This is a genomic window from Streptomyces sp. NPDC053432 (genome assembly GCF_055585365.1).
Window position 1 is genome coordinate 48497 of sequence record NZ_JBVJKF010000022.1, and the last position, 16023, is coordinate 64519.

Below are 16023 nucleotides of genomic sequence, written 5' to 3' on the forward strand. Positions count from 1 at the left end.
CGCCTCAGCCCGCCCTGCGGTGCGCCTTTGAGCGCGACCTCTTCTCGATGTACATGCGCTGGTCCGCCGACCGCAGCACCTCCTCCGCGGACATCCCGCAGCTGGCCCAGCCGATTCCGAAACTGGCCCCGACACGCACCGCGCGGCCGTCCACCCGGATCGGCGGGATGATCGCGTTGCGCAGCCGGACCGCGAGGTCGGCGGCGTCCGCGGCGCCGAGTCCGTCCGCGAGGACGACGAACTCGTCACCACCCAGCCGGGCGACGGTGTCACCGTCCCTGACGCCCGTCGTCAGCCTGCGGGCCACCTCGATCAGGACCGCGTCGCCCGTGTGGTGCCCGAACCGGTCGTTGATCGACTTGAAGCCGTCGAGGTCGCAGAAGAGCACCGCGAGCCCCTTGGTCCCGTCGTCGATGTCGGTCGCGGGCGCCACCGTGTGCACGTGGTGGTCGTACGGGCCGTCCGGGGCGGCCAGCGCCCCGGGGAACTCGAAGGGGTCGGCCCCGGGCAGGCCGTCGGCGGGGTCGGGGCGGAAATCGGGCCGCGGGTCGGGCTGAAAGCCGTGCTCGCCCGCACCACCCCCCGCCTGGCCCCGCACCTCGTGCCCGTCGTAGGCCGCGTCCAGGGCCTCGATCGCGCTGGCACGTACGGACTGTGGCCTTCGGCACAGTCGCGCGCCGAGCCGGGCGCGCAGCTCGGCGCTGTTGGGCAGGCCGGTCAGCGAGTCGTGGCTGGCGCGGTGCGCGAGCTGGAGCTCGTGCCGCTTGCGCTCCTCGATGTCCTCGACGTGGGTGAGCAGGAAACGCGGCCCGTCGGCGGCGTCGGCGACCACGGAGTTGCGCAGCGAGACCCACACGTACGTGCCGTCGCGGCGGCCCAGGCGCAGTTCGGCGCGGCCGCCCTCGGCGGAGGTGCGCAGCAGGGTCCCGATGTCCTCGGGGTGGACCAGATCGGAGAAGGAGTAGCGGCGCAGCACGGAGGCGGGCCGGCCGAGGAGGCGACAGAGCGCGTCGTTGGTGCGTAGCAGCCGGCCGTGCTGGTCGCCGCCCATCTCGGCGATGGCCATGCCGCTGGGCGCGTACTCGAAGGCCTGCCGGAACGACTCTTCGCTGGCCCTCAGCGCCTGCTGTTCACGTTCCAGCCGCACCAGGGCCCGCTGCATGTTCGCCCGGAGCCTGGCGTTGCTGATCGCGATCGCCGCCTGGAAGGCGTACATCTGGAGCGCCTCGCGGCCCCAGGCTCCCGGACGGCGGCCGTTGCGGGGCCGGTCCACCGAGATGACGCCGAGGAGTTCCCCGCCGGACGCGTACATCGGCGCGTAAAGCCGGTCCTCGGGGTGCCACTCGTCCTCGAAGCGCGGTTCGGGGCCGTCGGTGTGCCACTGGGGGACGTCGTCCTCCAGGAGGATCCAGCCCTCGGTGTGCGGGATGAAGCGGAGTCCGTCCCAGTTCTCACCCATCGTCAGGCGGCGTTCCCAGGAGGGACGGGAGCCCACGCGGCCGGTGATGAGGGCTTCGGCGGAAGGGTCTCCGGCGAAGGCGGCGACGACGAGATCACCGTCGGGGCGTACGAGGTTGACGCAGGCGAGTTCGTAGCCGAGGCCCACGACGATGCCGTCCACGACGGTCTGCAGAGTGTCCGCCAGGCTCCTGGCCGTGTTGAGATCGGCCACCACCCGGTGCAGCTGCCGCAGGGTCGCAAGACGGACGTACGGCTCCGACTCGGTCTCCATTGCTCGCTCTCCCCGAGACCTCGACAGCAACTCCAGGTTTGTCATCGGCGTTTCGTTGCGGTGTCCCGTCCACTGAATCACAGTGAGCTGTGCGGCAGGTACACAGGGTCAACAAATCTTGCCCTCTGTGACTCAAGTCACATGAGATGACCATTAAAGCGTGTGGAGAACGGGGGGACTGAGAGCGCTCCCGACCCTTCCCGGGAGCAAACATACGCCGCGGCCTAGGCCTGGAGACGGGGCCACGCCTCGGACCGGGGCCCGATGTGGGGACGAGGACGCGAGATTAGCGTTCGAACGTGCCCAAGACGACCCCCGTACCCGCCCTTTCCCGAAGAAGCCCCCATGCTGAGAGGGTGAGCAACGACGAGTTCCGGGCCGCGATGTCCCGGCTGGCGGCGGGCGTGTGCCTGATCACCGCGCACGAGACCCCCCTGACGGCGGACGGCCCGCGCGGCGAGGACGTCGGCATGACGGCCACCGCCTTCATGTCCGTGTCCCTGGACCCGCCCCTGGTGCTGGTGAGCCTGCGCGAGGGCTCCCGGATGGACGACCTGCTGGCGGAGCAGCCGCTGTGGGCCGTCTCGGTCCTCGCGGACCACCAGCTCCAGGTGGCGGGCCGGTTCGCGATGAAGGGCCGGATCAGCGACCGGCTGCTGTTCGCGGACGTCCCGTACGTCCGCGGCGAGGCCTCGGGCGCCCCGCTGCTGACGGGCGCGCTGGCCACGCTGGAGTGCCGCACGGAGAACCGCGTGGAGGCGGGCGACCACACCCTGGTCATCGGCCGGGTCCTGACGGCCGCCCTCCCCAAACCGGACTCGTCCCCCCTGACCTACTTCCGAGGCCGCTACCGCCACCTCACCCAGTAGCCCGCTCCCGCCCGCCCCGCCGTGGCCACACCCCAGCCCCGCCGACGCTTGCGGCGCGGGCCGAACCAGCCCCGGCGGCGCTTGCGACGCGGGCCGACCCAGCCCCGGCGGCGCTTGCGACGCGGGCCGACCCAGCCCCGCCGACGCCTGGCGCGGGGGCCGGGCGGAGCCCCGTCCTCGAGCCGCACCGGCACGACCACACCCGCCGAACCCAGCCCCGCCGGCGTTTGAGGCGCGGGGTCCGGGGCGGAGCCCCGGGGGCCGGCCCGCCAGGGGCTACCAGTCCCGCCCCGCCCGCCCCCGCTTGGTCTCGGCCCGCGCCTTCTTCTCCCGCAGCCGCCGCTCGTTGATCCCGCGAGGAATCTTCGTAGCCCGCCGCGGCTTCGGCGGCGGCGCAGTCGCCTCCGCCAGCAGCGAAGCCATCCGCACCAGCGCCATCTCCCGGTTCCGCAGCTGCGACCGGTGCTCGGAGGCCCGTACGGTCACCACCCCGTCGACCAGCCGCGAGGCGAGCCGCTCCAGCGCGCGCTCCTTCCACACCTCGGGCAGCGCCTTCGTCGCGCCCAGGTCGAACAGGAGCTCCACGCGCGAGTCGGAGGTGTTGACGTGCTGACCGCCCGGCCCGGAGGAACGCGAGAACCGCCAGGCGAGCTCCCCCTCGGGGAGCGCGACCGAACCGCGGATGACATAGGGACCAGGCATACCCCTATGATCCGCGCCCGCCGCCACCCCGTCACCCGCATTTAACGCCACGCGGGAACCCGCCCGCCCCCTCGTCGCGTTATAGGGGTCAGCGGTAATTTGGCGGCCTGCACGCGATGCGCGTGCAGGCCGGATCAGGAAGAGGAAAGGGACATCCATGGCTGTCAGCCTGTCCAAGGGCGGCAACGTCTCGCTCACCAAGGAGGCCCCGGGCCTCGCTGCCGTCACGGTCGGCCTGGGCTGGGACGTCCGCACGACCACCGGCGTGGACTTCGACCTCGACGCCTCGGCGATCGCGGTGAACCAGACCGGCAAGGTGGTCTCCGACGCCCACTTCGTCTTCTTCAACAACCGCTCCACCCCGGACCAGACCATCGTCCACACCGGTGACAACCGCACCGGCGAGGGCGCGGGCGACGACGAGGCCATCAACGTCAACCTCGCCGGCCTCCCGGCCGACGTGGACAAGATCGTCTTCCCGGTCTCCATCTACGACGCCGAGAGCCGCAGCCAGAACTTCGGCCAGGTCCGCAACGCGTACATCCGCGTCGTGAACCAGGCCGGCGGCTCCGAGATCGCCCGCTACGACCTCTCCGAGGACGCGGCCACCGAGACCGCCATGGTCTTCGGCGAGCTCTACCGCAACGGCGCCGAGTGGAAGTTCCGCGCGGTCGGCCAGGGCTACGCCTCCGGCCTCACCGGCATCGCGCAGGACTTCGGCGTCAACGTCTGATCGCCGCCCGCGAAGCCCCCTCCCGGCCGTCCGGGGAGGGGGCTTCGCCGCGGCTTCCCCGCCGCAGCTTCCCCGCCGCGGCTTCGCTACGGTTCGGCAGGTGATCCTCCAACCGCTCGTCACCGTCGACGGCGCACTGCCCGGACCCGCCCTCACCGAGATCGCCGCCCTCTACGCGACGAACCACGCCTTCTTCGAGCTCAGCGGCGACTTCCCCGATCCGCACCGCATCACCGTCGACCAGGTCGCCGCCGCCCTCGCCGACGAACTCGCCCACGACGGCGCCGAGGTGCTCCTCGCCCGCTCCGCCGGCCGGCTCGTCGGACTCGCGGCCACCCTCGCCCACCACCCCGACCCGGCCTCCGGGGACCCGGACCCGTGGATCGGCCTGCTGCTCATCGACGCCACCGCGCACCGCGAGGGCTTCGGCCGGGCCGTGGCCGACCTCGTCGAGGACCGCTTCCGCGCCGCCGGACGCGAAGGCGTCCGGATCGCCGTACTCGACAACAACCCCAAGGCCGCCGCCTTCTGGCACTCCCGCGGCTACACCGCCCTGCGCCGGAGCAGGGACCGCGAACTGGGCCGCGCCTGCACAGTGATGCGCAAACCCCTCTGACCGGACCCGGCGGGTCCGGTGGGGCCGGCCGGTCCGGTGAGCCCGATGGGGCCTACCGAGGCCGGCCCTCGCCGTACAGCCAGACGTCCCAGACCTTCTTCAGGTCGTGCCCCGTCCGCTTCTCGGCGTACGCGGTGAAGTCGGACGTGCTCGCGTTCCCGTGCCGGTGGTCGGCCACCCAACCCCGCACCAGGTCGGAGAATTTCGCGTCGCCGACCTCCTGCCGGATCCGGTGCAGCACCATCGCACCCCGGTAGTACACCGGGTACCCCGAGATGTCCTCGGGCGTGGGCGGGGCGGCGGGCGGGAAGGCGGCCCAGTCGGAGTCGGCATCGGCGTGGACGTCCGTGTCGCCGGCCAGGAAGGCCCGGAAGTACTCCTCGGCCTTGGGGCCGCCGTGCTCTTCGGCCCACAGCCACTCCGCGTAGGTCGCGAAGCCCTCGTTGAGCCACATGTCCTTCCAGGACTTCGGCGACACCGAGTTCCCGAACCACTGGTGGGCCAGCTCGTGCACCACGAGGTCCTCCTCCACGGGCGCGCCGGAGAAGACGGGTTTGGTCTGGGTCTCCAGCGCGTAGGTCAGAGTCCCCTTCGGCAGCACGATCGCCCCCGTCGTGGTGAAGGGGTACGGTCCGAACCGGCCACTGCCCCACTCCACCATTTCCGGCAGACGGGAGAGGGGGACCGCGCTCGCGGCCGCCTCCCCCGGCGCCACCGCGTTGTAGACGGGAACACCCGACGGCGTCTTCCCCGTCGTGACCTCGTACGGACCCACGACCGCGGTCGCCAGATAGCTCGACATCGGCTCGGGGCTGTGCCACGCGAACTCGGTCCGCCCGTCACCGGTGTCGGTGCGGGAACGCAACTCCCCGTTCGACACCGCTTCGTAGCCGTGCGGGACGGAGATCGTGATGTCGTAGGTGGCCTTGTCACTCGGGTGGTGGTTGCCGGGGAACCAGGCCATCGACCCGACCGGCTCTCCGACGCCGACGGCACCGCGCTCGGTGGAGATCCACCCCTCCTTGGCGCCACCCGGGTCCACGATCGTCTTCGGCCTGCCGCCGTAGTCGACCTCGACCCGGAAGAGCTCGCCCTTCTTCAGGTCCTCGGCGGGCCGCACCGTCAGCTCGTTGCCCGCCCGGTTGTGGCGGGCCCGCTCGCCCTGCACGGTCACGCCCTCGACCTCCAGCCCGCTGAGATCGAGGTTGAAGGCGCTGAGCCCCTGCTCCGCGCGGGCCGTGATGACGGCCGTGCCCTGCAGCCGGCCGTCGGCGGGGTCGTAGTCCAGGTCCAGCGCGTAGTGGTCGACCTGGTAGCCGCCGTTGCCGGCCTTGGGGAAGTACGGGTCCCGCAGCCCGGACGCACCCGGCCGCCCCTGCACCGTGCCGCCCGTACACCCCGCGGTGAGGGCGATCAGGGCTGCGACGGCAGGGGCGGCGAGGCGGGTGAGCATGCGATGTTCCACACGCCCGATCCTAAGCATCAGACCGACTTGTCCTACTTCTCGCAGTACGCCGTGTACTACGTCTCGGCTACTTCGAGAGGGCGTCGACGCCGGCCTTGGCGAACTTCTCGTCCAGGTCGCCGCTCGGGGCGCCGGCCACGCCGATACCGGCGACCGGGGCGCCGCTCGCCTGGACCGGGACGCCGCCGCCGAGGAAGAGGGTGCCGGGGATGTCCTTCAGGTTCGGGGCCTGGGCGAGACGGCCCGCGAGCACCGAGGTCGGGGCGTTCCAGGACACGGCCGTGAAGGCCTTGCGCTGCGCCGACTCGTAGGACTGCGGGCCGGCGCCGTCGCCTCGCAGGGTGACGATGGTGTTGCCGTTGCGGTCCACCACCGCGACCGTCACCTTCTGGTTCTCGGACTGCGCGGCCTTCAGGGACGCCTGGGCCGCGCGGGTGGCGGCGTCGATGGTGAGGTGCGTGGTGGTGGTGAAGTTCTTGTCGTCGCCGTCGTCCTTCTTCTTCGCGGCGGCGGCCGGGGCGGACTGCGGGGCGGGGGTGGCACTGGCGCTGACGGCACCGAAGGTCCCGGCGCCCAGGGCGATGGCGAGAGCGGTACCGGTGAGAACGCGGGTGCGGGTGTTCATCTCTACTCCTGAGTGCGGTGCCGCGATGACGCGGTGACGTGGTGACGTGACGGCAAGAGGGCGGTCGGCGAGCGGATCCGCGGTGCTGTGCGGCCCGGCTCCTTCCCTGCTCCAAGCCTGGGCCCGAACCCCCCGCCACCCCGTCCCCGTACCGGCTGCCCCCGCCCACCGCACCGGCTGACCCCAGGGTCAACCGATCGGCTGATGCGAACCCGCTCCGCGGCGGTATTGGCTGGCCGGACCCACCCCCACCCAGCCCCTCCTGCGCCTGGGGGCCACCCCCAGCCCCGCCGGCGTTTGAGGCGTGGGGGTCCGGGGGCAGCGCCCCCGGCAACGGCGCCGCACCGGCCCCGCCCCACCGGCGCCTGAGGCGCCGAGCCCCGCCCCCCGAGCCGCACCCCCACCGCCCCCTTCCGGACCCGACAATGGAACACAGGCCCCCAACCCAGGAGCACCCCGTGACCCCCGCCCGCAACCCGGACACCCGCACCCTGGCCACGGTCGCGCACACCGCCTTCTTCCTGCTCCTCGGCGCCTCCCTGGCCCGCTTCCTCCTCCGCCACCCCGGCGACCCCCGCACCCCGTGGATCATCGCCCTCAGCATCACCCTGGCCCTGCTCTACGTCCTCGGCCCCGTCCTCGGCCCCGCCCTCGGCAGCCGGGACACCGCCCCCACCCCCCGCCGCCTCGTCTGGCTCGGCCTCGTCGTCACCACCTGGGTGGTCCTGGTCGTCCTCGCGCCGAGCTTCGCCTGGTGCGCCGTACCCCTCTTCTTCACCGCCCTGCGCACTCTCCCCTCACGCGCCGCGATCATCCTCGTCGCCCTCCTCACCACCCTCGTCGTCATCGCGCAGCTCCAGCTCGCCAAGGCCTTCGACCCCAACCTCCTCCTGGCCCCGCCCGCCGTCGCCGCCCTCGCCACCGCCGTCTTCGTCCACATGGAACGCCAGACCCAGGCCCAGCGCGCCCTCATCGACGACCTGATCCGCACCCGCCGGGAGCTGGCCGCCACCGAGCGCCGCGAAGGCACCCTCGCCGAGCGCCAGCGCCTCTCCATGGAGATCCACGACACCCTCGCCCAGAACCTCTCCAGCCAGCAGATGCTGCTCCAGGCCGCCGACCGCACCTGGGACACCGACCCGGCCACCGCCCGCGCGCACGTCCGTACCGCCACCGGGATCGCCGCACACGGCCTCGCCGAGGCACGCCGGCTCGTCCACGACCTGGCCCCCTCCGAGCTCGCCGACGGCGCCGGCCTCGCCGACGCCCTGCGCGCCCTGGACGCCGGCCCGGACATCGAGGTCCGCTTCCACCTCGAAGGCACCCCGGCCCCCCTCCCCGACCGCGTCCAGTCCGCCCTGCTGCGCATAGCGCAAGGGGCCCTCGCCAACATCCGCGAACACTCCGGCGCCCGTACCGCCGCCCTGACGCTCACCTATCTCGGCGACCAGGTCGTCCTGGACGTCGCCGACGACGGCCACGGCTTCGCCGAACCGGGTCCGTCCGCCGGCGCCGCAGCCGCCACGACCACCACCCCGCAACGCGGCCACGGCCTGCCCGCCATGCGGGCCCGCGTCCGCCAGCTGGGGGGCACCCTCACCATCGAATCCACGCCGGGCGAGGGCACCGTCCTCTCCGCGTCCGTCCCCCTGGAGCCCACGGGATGACAACGATCCTCCTCTGCGACGACCACGTCGTCGTCCGCGCCGGACTCCTCGCCCTCCTCGGCAGCGAACCGGACATCGAAGTCCTCGGCGAGGCGGGCAGCGGCGAGGAGGCCGTCGCCCTGGCCGCCAAGCTCAGGCCCGACGTGGTCCTCATGGACCTCCAGCTCGGCGAGGGCATCGACGGCGTCGAGGCCACCCGCCGCATCACCGCCGCCCCCAACCCGCCGCACGTCCTGGTCCTGACCACGTACGACACGGACGCGGACATCACCCGCGCGATCGGCGCGGGCGCGACCGGCTACCTCCTGAAGGCGGAACGCCCGGAGGAACTCTTCGCCGCCATCCACTCCGCGGCCCAGGGCCGCACCACGCTCTCCGCACCGGTCGCCAGCCGCGTCATGGCCCACATGCGCGGCAGCCGCCCCACCCTCACCGACCGCGAACTGGACATCCTGGGCCAGCTCGCCCGCGGCCTGAGCAACCGCGAGATCGCCCGCGCGCTCTTCATCAGCGAGGCCACGGTCAAGACGCACCTGGGCCGCATCTACGACAAGCTCGGCGTCGACACCCGCGCGGGCGCGGTCTCGGTCGCCAAGGAACAACGCCTTCTCTCCTCGTGAGCTCGTGAGCTCGTGAGCTCGTGAGCTCGTGAGCTCGTGAACGCACTCGGAGACCGGGGCACCCCACAGACCTCGGAAACACCGCCACGAACCCCGTCCGGCGGCCGGACCGGCCCGCCCCGCACCTCACCGGCGGTCGGCCCCGCCCCGGACCCGTGACACCATCGGGTACGTGCTCGACATCGGCTACTCCCTCTCCCGGCGCTTCCCGGACCCCCCGCAGACCGACTACCGCTCGGCGGACGTCCACGCCCTGCGGCACGACCTGTTCTGCGGGGACGTCTACCTCGCGGACACGGTCAAGGACCGGGAGGTGTCCACAGCCTGGGGATGGGTGCCCGTACTCGACTTCGCCTGGGCCCTGTGCGACATCGTCGAGCAGCTCGACCAGGACCCGCGCGGCAGCCGCTCCTCCCGCCGCCAGTACGCCGAACTCGACTTCACCGAATCCACCGACCGCATGCTGTTCGAGCGGCGCTTCGGCTGGGTCGACATCGAGGCGGACTGGATGCCACCGGAAGAAGACCCCCTCACCTTCAGCCACCGCCTGCTGCGCCGCGAGGCCCGCGACTTCCTCCACGACCTCGTGGCGGACCTGATCGACATGCACGAGGGCCTCGCCGACAACCCGGCCATCTGGACCCTCCAGGCCAAGTTCCCCCGCGTCCCGGCATGACCCGGCCCGACCCGGCCGCCGCCGCGGCCCTGGCCCGGCTCGACCGCGCCCTGGACGGCCTCGCCGTCACCTTCCGCGGGATGACCGCCCGGGCCGACGAGGTCCAGTGCGAGTGCCACTGGGGCAGCCCGCAGGAACTCGCCCTGCTGAAACTCCCCGACACGGAGCTCGACCCCGACCTCCTCCACCGCACCTGGTCCGCGCCCGACTGGCGCGACCACGGCGCCGTGCTGCGCCGCATCCTGCCGCAGTTCGCCCGCGAGCTGACCGGCGGCCTCGGCGCCTACGCGTACGACATCCACAACGTCGGCGCCTCGTTCGCCTGCGGCCGCTGGCAGCAGTGGCCGGCGGCGCAGAGCGCGGCGGTCCGGGAGTTCCTCCACGCCTGGTGGGCCCACACCCTCCTCACCCCCGACCCGGCCGTCCCCGTGCACCGGCTCCTCCCCCTGTGCGCCGAAGCCTCCGGCGCCGTCGGCCCCTGGCTCGCCGCCTGGGAGACCCTCCGCCACCCGGTCGCCGACCGCCACCTCACCGCCACCGTGGCCGAATGGGAAACCGACCTCCTGTACGGAACGCTCCCCTGGTCGACGGACCAGGAAGAAGCCGTACACACGGAACTGACCACCTGGCTGACCCGAACCGGGCACTCCATCCCGCCCGGCATGTGAGGCCCGGATCCGGGCCGAGCCCGGTCGCGCAGCGGCCCGCGCCCACCGGTCCCCGCCCCTACGGAAGCACCAGAAGCCCCAGATGGCCCGCCAGCACCGGCGCCAGGTCGAACAACTGCGCCGGACTGATCACCGCCCCCGCCAACGCATCCACCCCCCGCGCAACGGACAGCTCCCCCGCCGCCCGCAGATCCACGTCCGCCATCCGCGCCCCGCTGAAATCCACCCCCCGCACCACGCAGTCGCGAAACTCCACCCGCTCCAGCACCGCACCCCCGAAGTCCGGCTCCACCAGCACGCACCCCTCGAAGACCACGTCCCGCAGCTCCGCCTGCCGCAGGTTCAGGTAGTCGATCTTGCCCCCGCGCACCACCACCGACTGCAGCACGCTCCCGTGCATCTGCACGCCGCCCAGCCGGGCGTCGACCACCTCCACGTCCCGCAAGTACGCCCCCGCCAGGTCCGTCCCCACACCCCGGACCTCCTCCAGCACCGTGTCCACGAACCGGGCACTGCGCAGCCCCGCCTCGTCCAGCGCGCACCGCCGCACCGCGCAGTCCATGAACCGGGCCCCCACCCCCTCCTGCCCCGCCAGGTCGAGGTCCGTGAACTCCAGCCCGTCGTAATCCCCGTCCGGCTCCAGCTCACCGCCCTCCCACGCCACGAGCTCCGGCAGCCGCACCTCCGGCCGCCGTGCCGCCCTGACCGTCCGTTCCCGCTGCTGCCCGTTTCGCGCCATGGCCCCATCGTCACGCACCCCACCGACAGCCCCTTGACCTCAACCAGGCTTCAGGTACGAGGCTCGGCCCATGCGCGCCATCCGACTCCACGCCTTCGGCCCCGCCGAGAACCTCTCCTACGAGCCGACCGACACCCCCCGCCCCGGCCCCGGCCAGGTCCGCGTCGCCGTGGCCGCCGCCGGAGTGCACCTCCTCGACACCGCCCTCCGCGCGGGCGTCCAGGGCCCCGCCCCCGCCCTCCCCGAGCTCCCCACGATCCCCGGCCGGGAAGTCGCCGGCACCGTCGACGCCCTGGGCCCCGGCACCGACGCCGCCTGGCTCGGCACGTCCGTCGTCACCCACCTCGGCTTCGCCCCCGGCGGCTACGCCGAGTACGCCGTCGCCGACGCCGAACGCCTCCACCCCGTACCGCCCGGCCTCGACCCCGCCACCGCCGTCGCCATGATCGGCACCGGCCGCACCACCCTCGGCATCCTCCAGTTCGCCGGACTCGGCCCGGACTCCACCGCCCTCGTCACCGCCGCCGCCGGAGGCATCGGCACCCTGCTCGTCCAGTACGCGAAGAACGCGGGCGCCACCGTCGTGGCCCTCGCCGGAGGCCCCGCCAAGACCGCCCTCGCCGCCGCGAACGGCGCCGACCTCGCCCTCGACCACACCGCCCCCGACTGGCCGGACGCCGTCCGCGCCGCGCACCCCGCCGGCGCCACCGTCCTCTTCGACTCCGTCGGCGGCGAAACCGCCCGCACCGCCCTCGGCCTCCTCTCCCCCGGCGCCCGGCACCTCGTCTTCGGCCGGTCCGGCGGCCCGATCCCCCTCACCGACGCCGACCGCGCCGAACTCACCGCCCGCGGCATCACCACCGAAACCGTCCTCGGCCCCGCCATGCTCCAGCGCGTCGGCGCCCCCGACCCCCTGCGCGTACTGGAGACCCGGGCCCTCGCCGAAGCCGCCGCCGGCCGCCTGCGCCCGGCCCTCACCCGCTACCCCCTCGCCGAGGCCGCGGCCGCCCACCGCGCCCTGGAGACCCGCGCCACCACCGGCAAGGTCGTCCTGGAACCCTGACCCGGCCGGGTGGCCCTCACACCTCCCCGGCCAGCCCGCGCAACGCGTCGCCCGTCAGACGGTTCACCGTCCACTCGTCCATGGACACCGCTCCGACCGAGCGGTAGAAGTCGATGGCGGGCGTGTTCCAGTCGAGCACCGACCACTCCAGCCGCCCGTACCCGCGCTCCACACAGATCCGCGCCAACTCCCGCAACAGCGCCTTCCCGTGACCGCCCCCGCGCACGCCCGGCCGGACGTACAGGTCCTCCAGGTAGATGCCGTGCAGCCCGCGCCACGTCGAGAAGTTCAGGAACCACATCGAGAAGCCGACGGCCTCCCCGTCCTCCGATTCCGCGATGTGCGCGAACACCGCGGGCCGCTCCCCGAACAGTGCCTCCCGCAGCTGCTCCTCGGTCGCCCGCGCCTCGTGCGGCACCTTCTCGTACGTGGCGAGCTCGCGGATCATCGCGTGGATGACGGGAACATCGCTGATCACAGCGCTACGAATCATCCCCGCAGCGTAGACCGGCCGTCCCAGCAGCACCCGGGCGACCGCCGAGCCCCCCTCGTCCAGCCGCCCGACCCTAAGAACCGGCCGCCGGCCCCGCATCAGCCAAAAGGCCTCGCTTCCCACCCCGAAACCCGGCATCCCGTACCTGGACACCCATCCGGAACCCCGTGTACCAACTCCCCATGACGATCAACGGCGGCATTTCCTTCTGGTACGCGACCGACCACACCACCCCCGCCGCCCCACCCCGGCCGCCCCTGACCGCCAACGCCACCGCCGACGTCGTGATCGTCGGCGGCGGCTACACCGGCCTGTGGACCGCCTACTACCTCAAGTCCTCAGCCCCCGACCTGCGCGTCACCGTCCTGGAGCAGAAGTTCTGCGGCTACGGCGCCTCCGGCCGCAACGGCGGCTGGCTCTACAACGGCATCGCGGGCCGCGACCGCTACGCCGCCCTCCACGGCCGCCCGGCCGCCCAGCGCCTCCAGCAGGCCATGAACGACACCGTCACCGAGGTCATCGACGTCACCGCCAAGGAGGGCATCGACGCCGACATCCACCGCGGCGGCGTCCTCGAAGTCGCCCGCACCCCCGCCCAGCTGGGCCGCCTCAGGGCCTTCCACGCCTCCGAGGTGTCCTTCGGCGAAACCGACCGCGAGCTCTACGACGCCACCGAAACCCACGCCCGCATCAACATCGCCGACGCCGTCGGCTCCAGCTGGACCCCGCACGGCGCCCGCATCCACCCCCTGAAGCTGGTCAAGGGCCTGGCCGCCGCCTGCGAACGCCTGGGCGTCGTCATCCACGAGTCGACCCCCGTCACGGAGATCGCCGCCCGCAAGGCGGTGACCCCCTACGGCACGGTCCGCGCCCCCTACGTCCTGCGCTGCACGGAGGGCTTCACCGCGGCCCTCAAGGGCCAGAAGCGCTCCTGGCTCCCGATGAACTCCTCGATGATCGTCACGGCCCCGATCCCCGCCTCGACCTGGTCCCAGCTCAACTGGGCCGACAGCCCCCTCCTCGGCGACATGGCCCACGCCTACATGTACGCCCAGCGCACCGCCGACGACCGCATCGCGATCGGCGGCCGCGGCGTCCCGTACCGCTTCGGCTCGCGCACCGACAACGACGGCCGCACCCAGCCGGCCACCATCGAGTCCCTCACCACCCTCCTGACCACCTTCTTCCCGCAGCTCACCGGCACGGAGATCACCCACGCCTGGTCGGGCGTCCTCGGCGTCCCCCGCGACTGGTGCGCCACGGTCACCCTGGACGCCATCACCGGCCTCGGCTGGGCGGGCGGCTACGTCGGCTCGGGCGTGGCCACCGCCAACCTGGCGGCCCGCACCCTGCGCGACCTGGTCCTCGGCGAGTCCACCGACCTCACGACCCTCCCCTGGGTCAACCACCGCGTCCGCCGCTGGGAACCGGAACCCTTCCGCTGGCTCGGCGTCCAGGCCCTGTACGCCGCCTACCGCGAGGCGGACCGCCACGAAACGGCCACCCACCGCCCGACGACAACCCCCCTGGCCCGCCTGGCCAACCGCATCTCGGGCCGCCACTGACGAGACGACGGAAGGCCCCGGGTGATCACCCGGGGCCTTCCGTTTCTGTACGAATTCCCTTGACTGTCAAGCCTCTGACCTGGGATGGAGCCCCCTGTCGGATTCGAACCGACGACCTACGCATTACAAGTGCGGTGCTCTGGCCGGACTGAGCTAAGGGGGCACGACACCCACCCGCGAACCTGCTGCGCGTGGGGCCGCCATCACTCTACACAGCGCTCGATTCCCCGAGCCATCACATTGATCCCGCACCCGTAACCACTCACGCACACGTTCGTTGAGCGGACTGGTGTGCCGTTCTGAAGATCCGATCGTGTGGGAGGGGCGATGGCAGACCGAGTAACAGGGGAGGAAGCCCGGCGCATCAAGCGCGAACTTCTCGGGGTGGGCGCCCGTACCAAACACCAGGCCCGGAAAGCCGCGCCACTGAAGGGGCTGGCCAGAGAGCCGGGCACGCAGCAGCGCGTCTATCGCTTCCGCTTCTATCCGACCCCCGACCAGACGGCCCAGCTCATCCAGACCTTCGGTGCTTGCCGCTGGGTCTACAACGAGGGCCTCGCCCTACGCGTGAAGGCCTGGGAAGAACACAAGGTCTCGCTCGGCTTCGCCGAAACCTGCCGGGCCCTGACCGGCTGGAAGCGGGTGCCGCAGACGGCGTGGCTGAAGGAAACCTCGTCGACCGTCCTCCAACAGGCTCTGCGGCACCTCGACTCCGCGTTCTCACGGTTCTTCAAAGGTTCGGCGAAGTACCCGCAGCGGAAGTCGAAGCACCGGTCGAAGGACTCGGCGACCTATGTCCGCACCGGCTTCCGCTGGGCCGAAGAACCGACGCGTCCCGGCACAGCGACGGTCACGCTCGCCAAGCAGACGACCCCCCTGGATGTGCGCTGGTCGCGTGCCCTTCCGCCGGGACAGTTACCAGTGAAACTGACCGTGACCCGGGACCGGGCCGGCCGGTTCTTCCTGTCCGTCCTGGTGGAAGAGGTGATCGCCCCTCTGCCCGAGGTGTTCATGCCGGACGGACAGGAGCCGATAGCGGTGGGCCTGGATCTCGGGCTCGCGGCACTGGTGACCTTGGACGACGGGGAGAAGCTCGCGCACCCGCGCCTCCTGGCCAAGTACGAGAAGCAGTTGTCCTCCCTGCAGCGAGATCTGCACCGGAAGAAGAAGGGCTCGAAGAACCGGGGGAAGGTGCGGGAGCGGATCGCCCGCCTGTACGCCTCGATCGGTGATGTCCGCCGTGATCTGCTGGACCAGTTCACCACCCGCCTCGTGCGCGAGAACCAAGTGCTCGTGGTGGAGGACCTGCCGGTCGTCAATCTCCTGCGCCGGGCACCGGGCAAGGGGCGTCGCCGCAAGGCCGCGCTGAACCGGTCGATCACCGACGCGGCCTGGGGTGAGCTGTTGCGCCGGCTCCGGTACAAATGTGCGTGGTACGGGCGGACGCCGGTGATCGTGGACCGGTTCTTCCCGTCGACCCGGCGCTGCTCCGCGTGCCACACGAAGGGGCCGAAGCTCGATGTGTCGGTCCGTGAGTGGACCTGCGCGGAGTGCGCGGTGGTTCACGACCGCGACACGAACGCGGCCGTGAACCTCCGGGACGAGGGGATGAGGCTGTACTGGACGGTGGCGATGGCGCTGCCGCCGGGGCGCGTTCCGCCGCCTGTGATCAAGGCTTCGGAGCTGCTGGATCTCGTACCAGCGGCATAGCAATGTGCAGTACAGACCGACGGGCCGTCGGCCGGAATGCCTGTGGAGCTTGCGTAAGACCGACCAGGTGCGACCCCCAG

At 72.3% G+C, this 16023-nt stretch carries 16 protein-coding genes and 1 tRNA gene; 10 read left to right on the forward strand and 7 right to left on the reverse strand.

All coding sequences use genetic code 11. The features are described from left to right. Positions 1-4: 4 nt before the first annotated feature. Complete coding sequence (cdgB, locus tag ACZ6Y1_RS29510; protein WP_469636518.1) at positions 5-1732, reverse strand: diguanylate cyclase CdgB; 1728 nt, start codon at positions 1730-1732, stop codon at positions 5-7. Between the two features lie 299 nt (positions 1733-2031). Here cdgB and ACZ6Y1_RS29515 point away from each other — a divergent pair, with 299 nt between their 5' ends. Further along, entirely contained in the window at positions 2032-2601 is a 570-nt protein-coding gene (locus tag ACZ6Y1_RS29515) for a flavin reductase family protein (protein ID WP_469636521.1), read from the forward strand. Between the two features lie 276 nt (positions 2602-2877). Here the strand turns inward: ACZ6Y1_RS29515 and arfB are convergent, their stop codons facing one another. Further along, positions 2878-3303, reverse strand: a complete 426-nt coding sequence (arfB, locus tag ACZ6Y1_RS29520) for an alternative ribosome rescue aminoacyl-tRNA hydrolase ArfB (protein ID WP_469636524.1) — start codon at positions 3301-3303, stop codon at positions 2878-2880. Positions 3304-3460: 157 nt separating this feature from the next. Here arfB and ACZ6Y1_RS29525 point away from each other — a divergent pair, with 157 nt between their 5' ends. Beyond that, a complete protein-coding gene (locus ACZ6Y1_RS29525; protein WP_469636528.1) occupies positions 3461-4036 on the forward strand; it encodes a TerD family protein in 576 nt (191 codons plus the stop codon). A 100-nt stretch (positions 4037-4136) separates the two neighbouring features. Then, complete coding sequence (locus ACZ6Y1_RS29530; RefSeq protein ID WP_469636530.1) at positions 4137-4652, forward strand: GNAT family N-acetyltransferase; 516 nt, start codon at positions 4137-4139, stop codon at positions 4650-4652. Between the two features lie 52 nt (positions 4653-4704). Here the strand turns inward: ACZ6Y1_RS29530 and ACZ6Y1_RS29535 are convergent, their stop codons facing one another. Continuing rightward, positions 4705-6105, reverse strand: coding sequence for a M1 family metallopeptidase (locus ACZ6Y1_RS29535; protein WP_469636798.1), 1401 nt, complete (start codon positions 6103-6105; stop codon positions 4705-4707). A gap of 79 nt (positions 6106-6184) precedes the next feature. Beyond that, positions 6185-6742, reverse strand: a complete 558-nt coding sequence (locus ACZ6Y1_RS29540) for a GlcG/HbpS family heme-binding protein (protein WP_469636533.1) — start codon at positions 6740-6742, stop codon at positions 6185-6187. Between the two features lie 425 nt (positions 6743-7167). Here ACZ6Y1_RS29540 and ACZ6Y1_RS29545 point away from each other — a divergent pair, with 425 nt between their 5' ends. From ACZ6Y1_RS29545 to ACZ6Y1_RS29560, 4 genes are all read left to right on the forward strand, one after another. Then, positions 7168-8409 (forward strand): sensor histidine kinase, encoded by a 1242-nt coding sequence (locus ACZ6Y1_RS29545; RefSeq protein WP_469636538.1) that lies wholly within the window; start codon positions 7168-7170, stop codon positions 8407-8409. Continuing rightward, positions 8406-9029 carry a response regulator gene (locus ACZ6Y1_RS29550; protein WP_469636542.1) on the forward strand — a complete coding sequence of 208 codons (624 nt, stop codon included), beginning with the start codon at positions 8406-8408 and terminating at the stop codon, positions 9027-9029. Before ACZ6Y1_RS29545 ends, ACZ6Y1_RS29550 begins: the two co-directional genes overlap by 4 nt. A gap of 172 nt (positions 9030-9201) precedes the next feature. After that, positions 9202-9705: a hypothetical protein gene (locus tag ACZ6Y1_RS29555; protein ID WP_469636545.1), complete on the forward strand. Its 504-nt coding sequence runs from the start codon at positions 9202-9204 to the stop codon at positions 9703-9705. After that, on the forward strand, positions 9702-10373 hold the full coding sequence (locus ACZ6Y1_RS29560) for a hypothetical protein (RefSeq protein WP_469636548.1): 672 nt from the start codon (positions 9702-9704) through the stop codon (positions 10371-10373). The genes ACZ6Y1_RS29555 and ACZ6Y1_RS29560 overlap by 4 nt, the downstream gene beginning before the upstream one ends. 58 nt (positions 10374-10431) lie before the next feature. Here the strand turns inward: ACZ6Y1_RS29560 and ACZ6Y1_RS29565 are convergent, their stop codons facing one another. Further along, entirely contained in the window at positions 10432-11112 is a 681-nt protein-coding gene (locus tag ACZ6Y1_RS29565) for a pentapeptide repeat-containing protein (protein ID WP_469636551.1), read from the reverse strand. Between the two features lie 70 nt (positions 11113-11182). Here ACZ6Y1_RS29565 and ACZ6Y1_RS29570 point away from each other — a divergent pair, with 70 nt between their 5' ends. Further along, a complete protein-coding gene (locus ACZ6Y1_RS29570; protein WP_469636554.1) occupies positions 11183-12175 on the forward strand; it encodes a zinc-binding dehydrogenase in 993 nt (330 codons plus the stop codon). Between the two features lie 16 nt (positions 12176-12191). On the opposite strand, the gene ACZ6Y1_RS29575 is transcribed toward ACZ6Y1_RS29570, so the two are convergent. After that, positions 12192-12668, reverse strand: a complete 477-nt coding sequence (locus ACZ6Y1_RS29575; RefSeq protein ID WP_469636557.1) for a GNAT family N-acetyltransferase — start codon at positions 12666-12668, stop codon at positions 12192-12194. Between the two features lie 182 nt (positions 12669-12850). On the opposite strand from ACZ6Y1_RS29575, the gene ACZ6Y1_RS29580 reads away from it, so the two are divergent. After that, on the forward strand, positions 12851-14233 hold the full coding sequence (locus tag ACZ6Y1_RS29580; protein ID WP_469636560.1) for an NAD(P)/FAD-dependent oxidoreductase: 1383 nt from the start codon (positions 12851-12853) through the stop codon (positions 14231-14233). Positions 14234-14318: 85 nt separating this feature from the next. Here ACZ6Y1_RS29580 and ACZ6Y1_RS29585 read toward each other — a convergent pair. After that, positions 14319-14396, reverse strand: a tRNA-Thr gene (locus ACZ6Y1_RS29585). A 164-nt stretch (positions 14397-14560) separates the two neighbouring features. On the opposite strand from ACZ6Y1_RS29585, the gene ACZ6Y1_RS29590 reads away from it, so the two are divergent. Further along, positions 14561-15943: an RNA-guided endonuclease InsQ/TnpB family protein gene (locus ACZ6Y1_RS29590; protein WP_469636801.1), complete on the forward strand. Its 1383-nt coding sequence runs from the start codon at positions 14561-14563 to the stop codon at positions 15941-15943. The last annotated feature ends 80 nt before the right edge of the window (positions 15944-16023 follow it).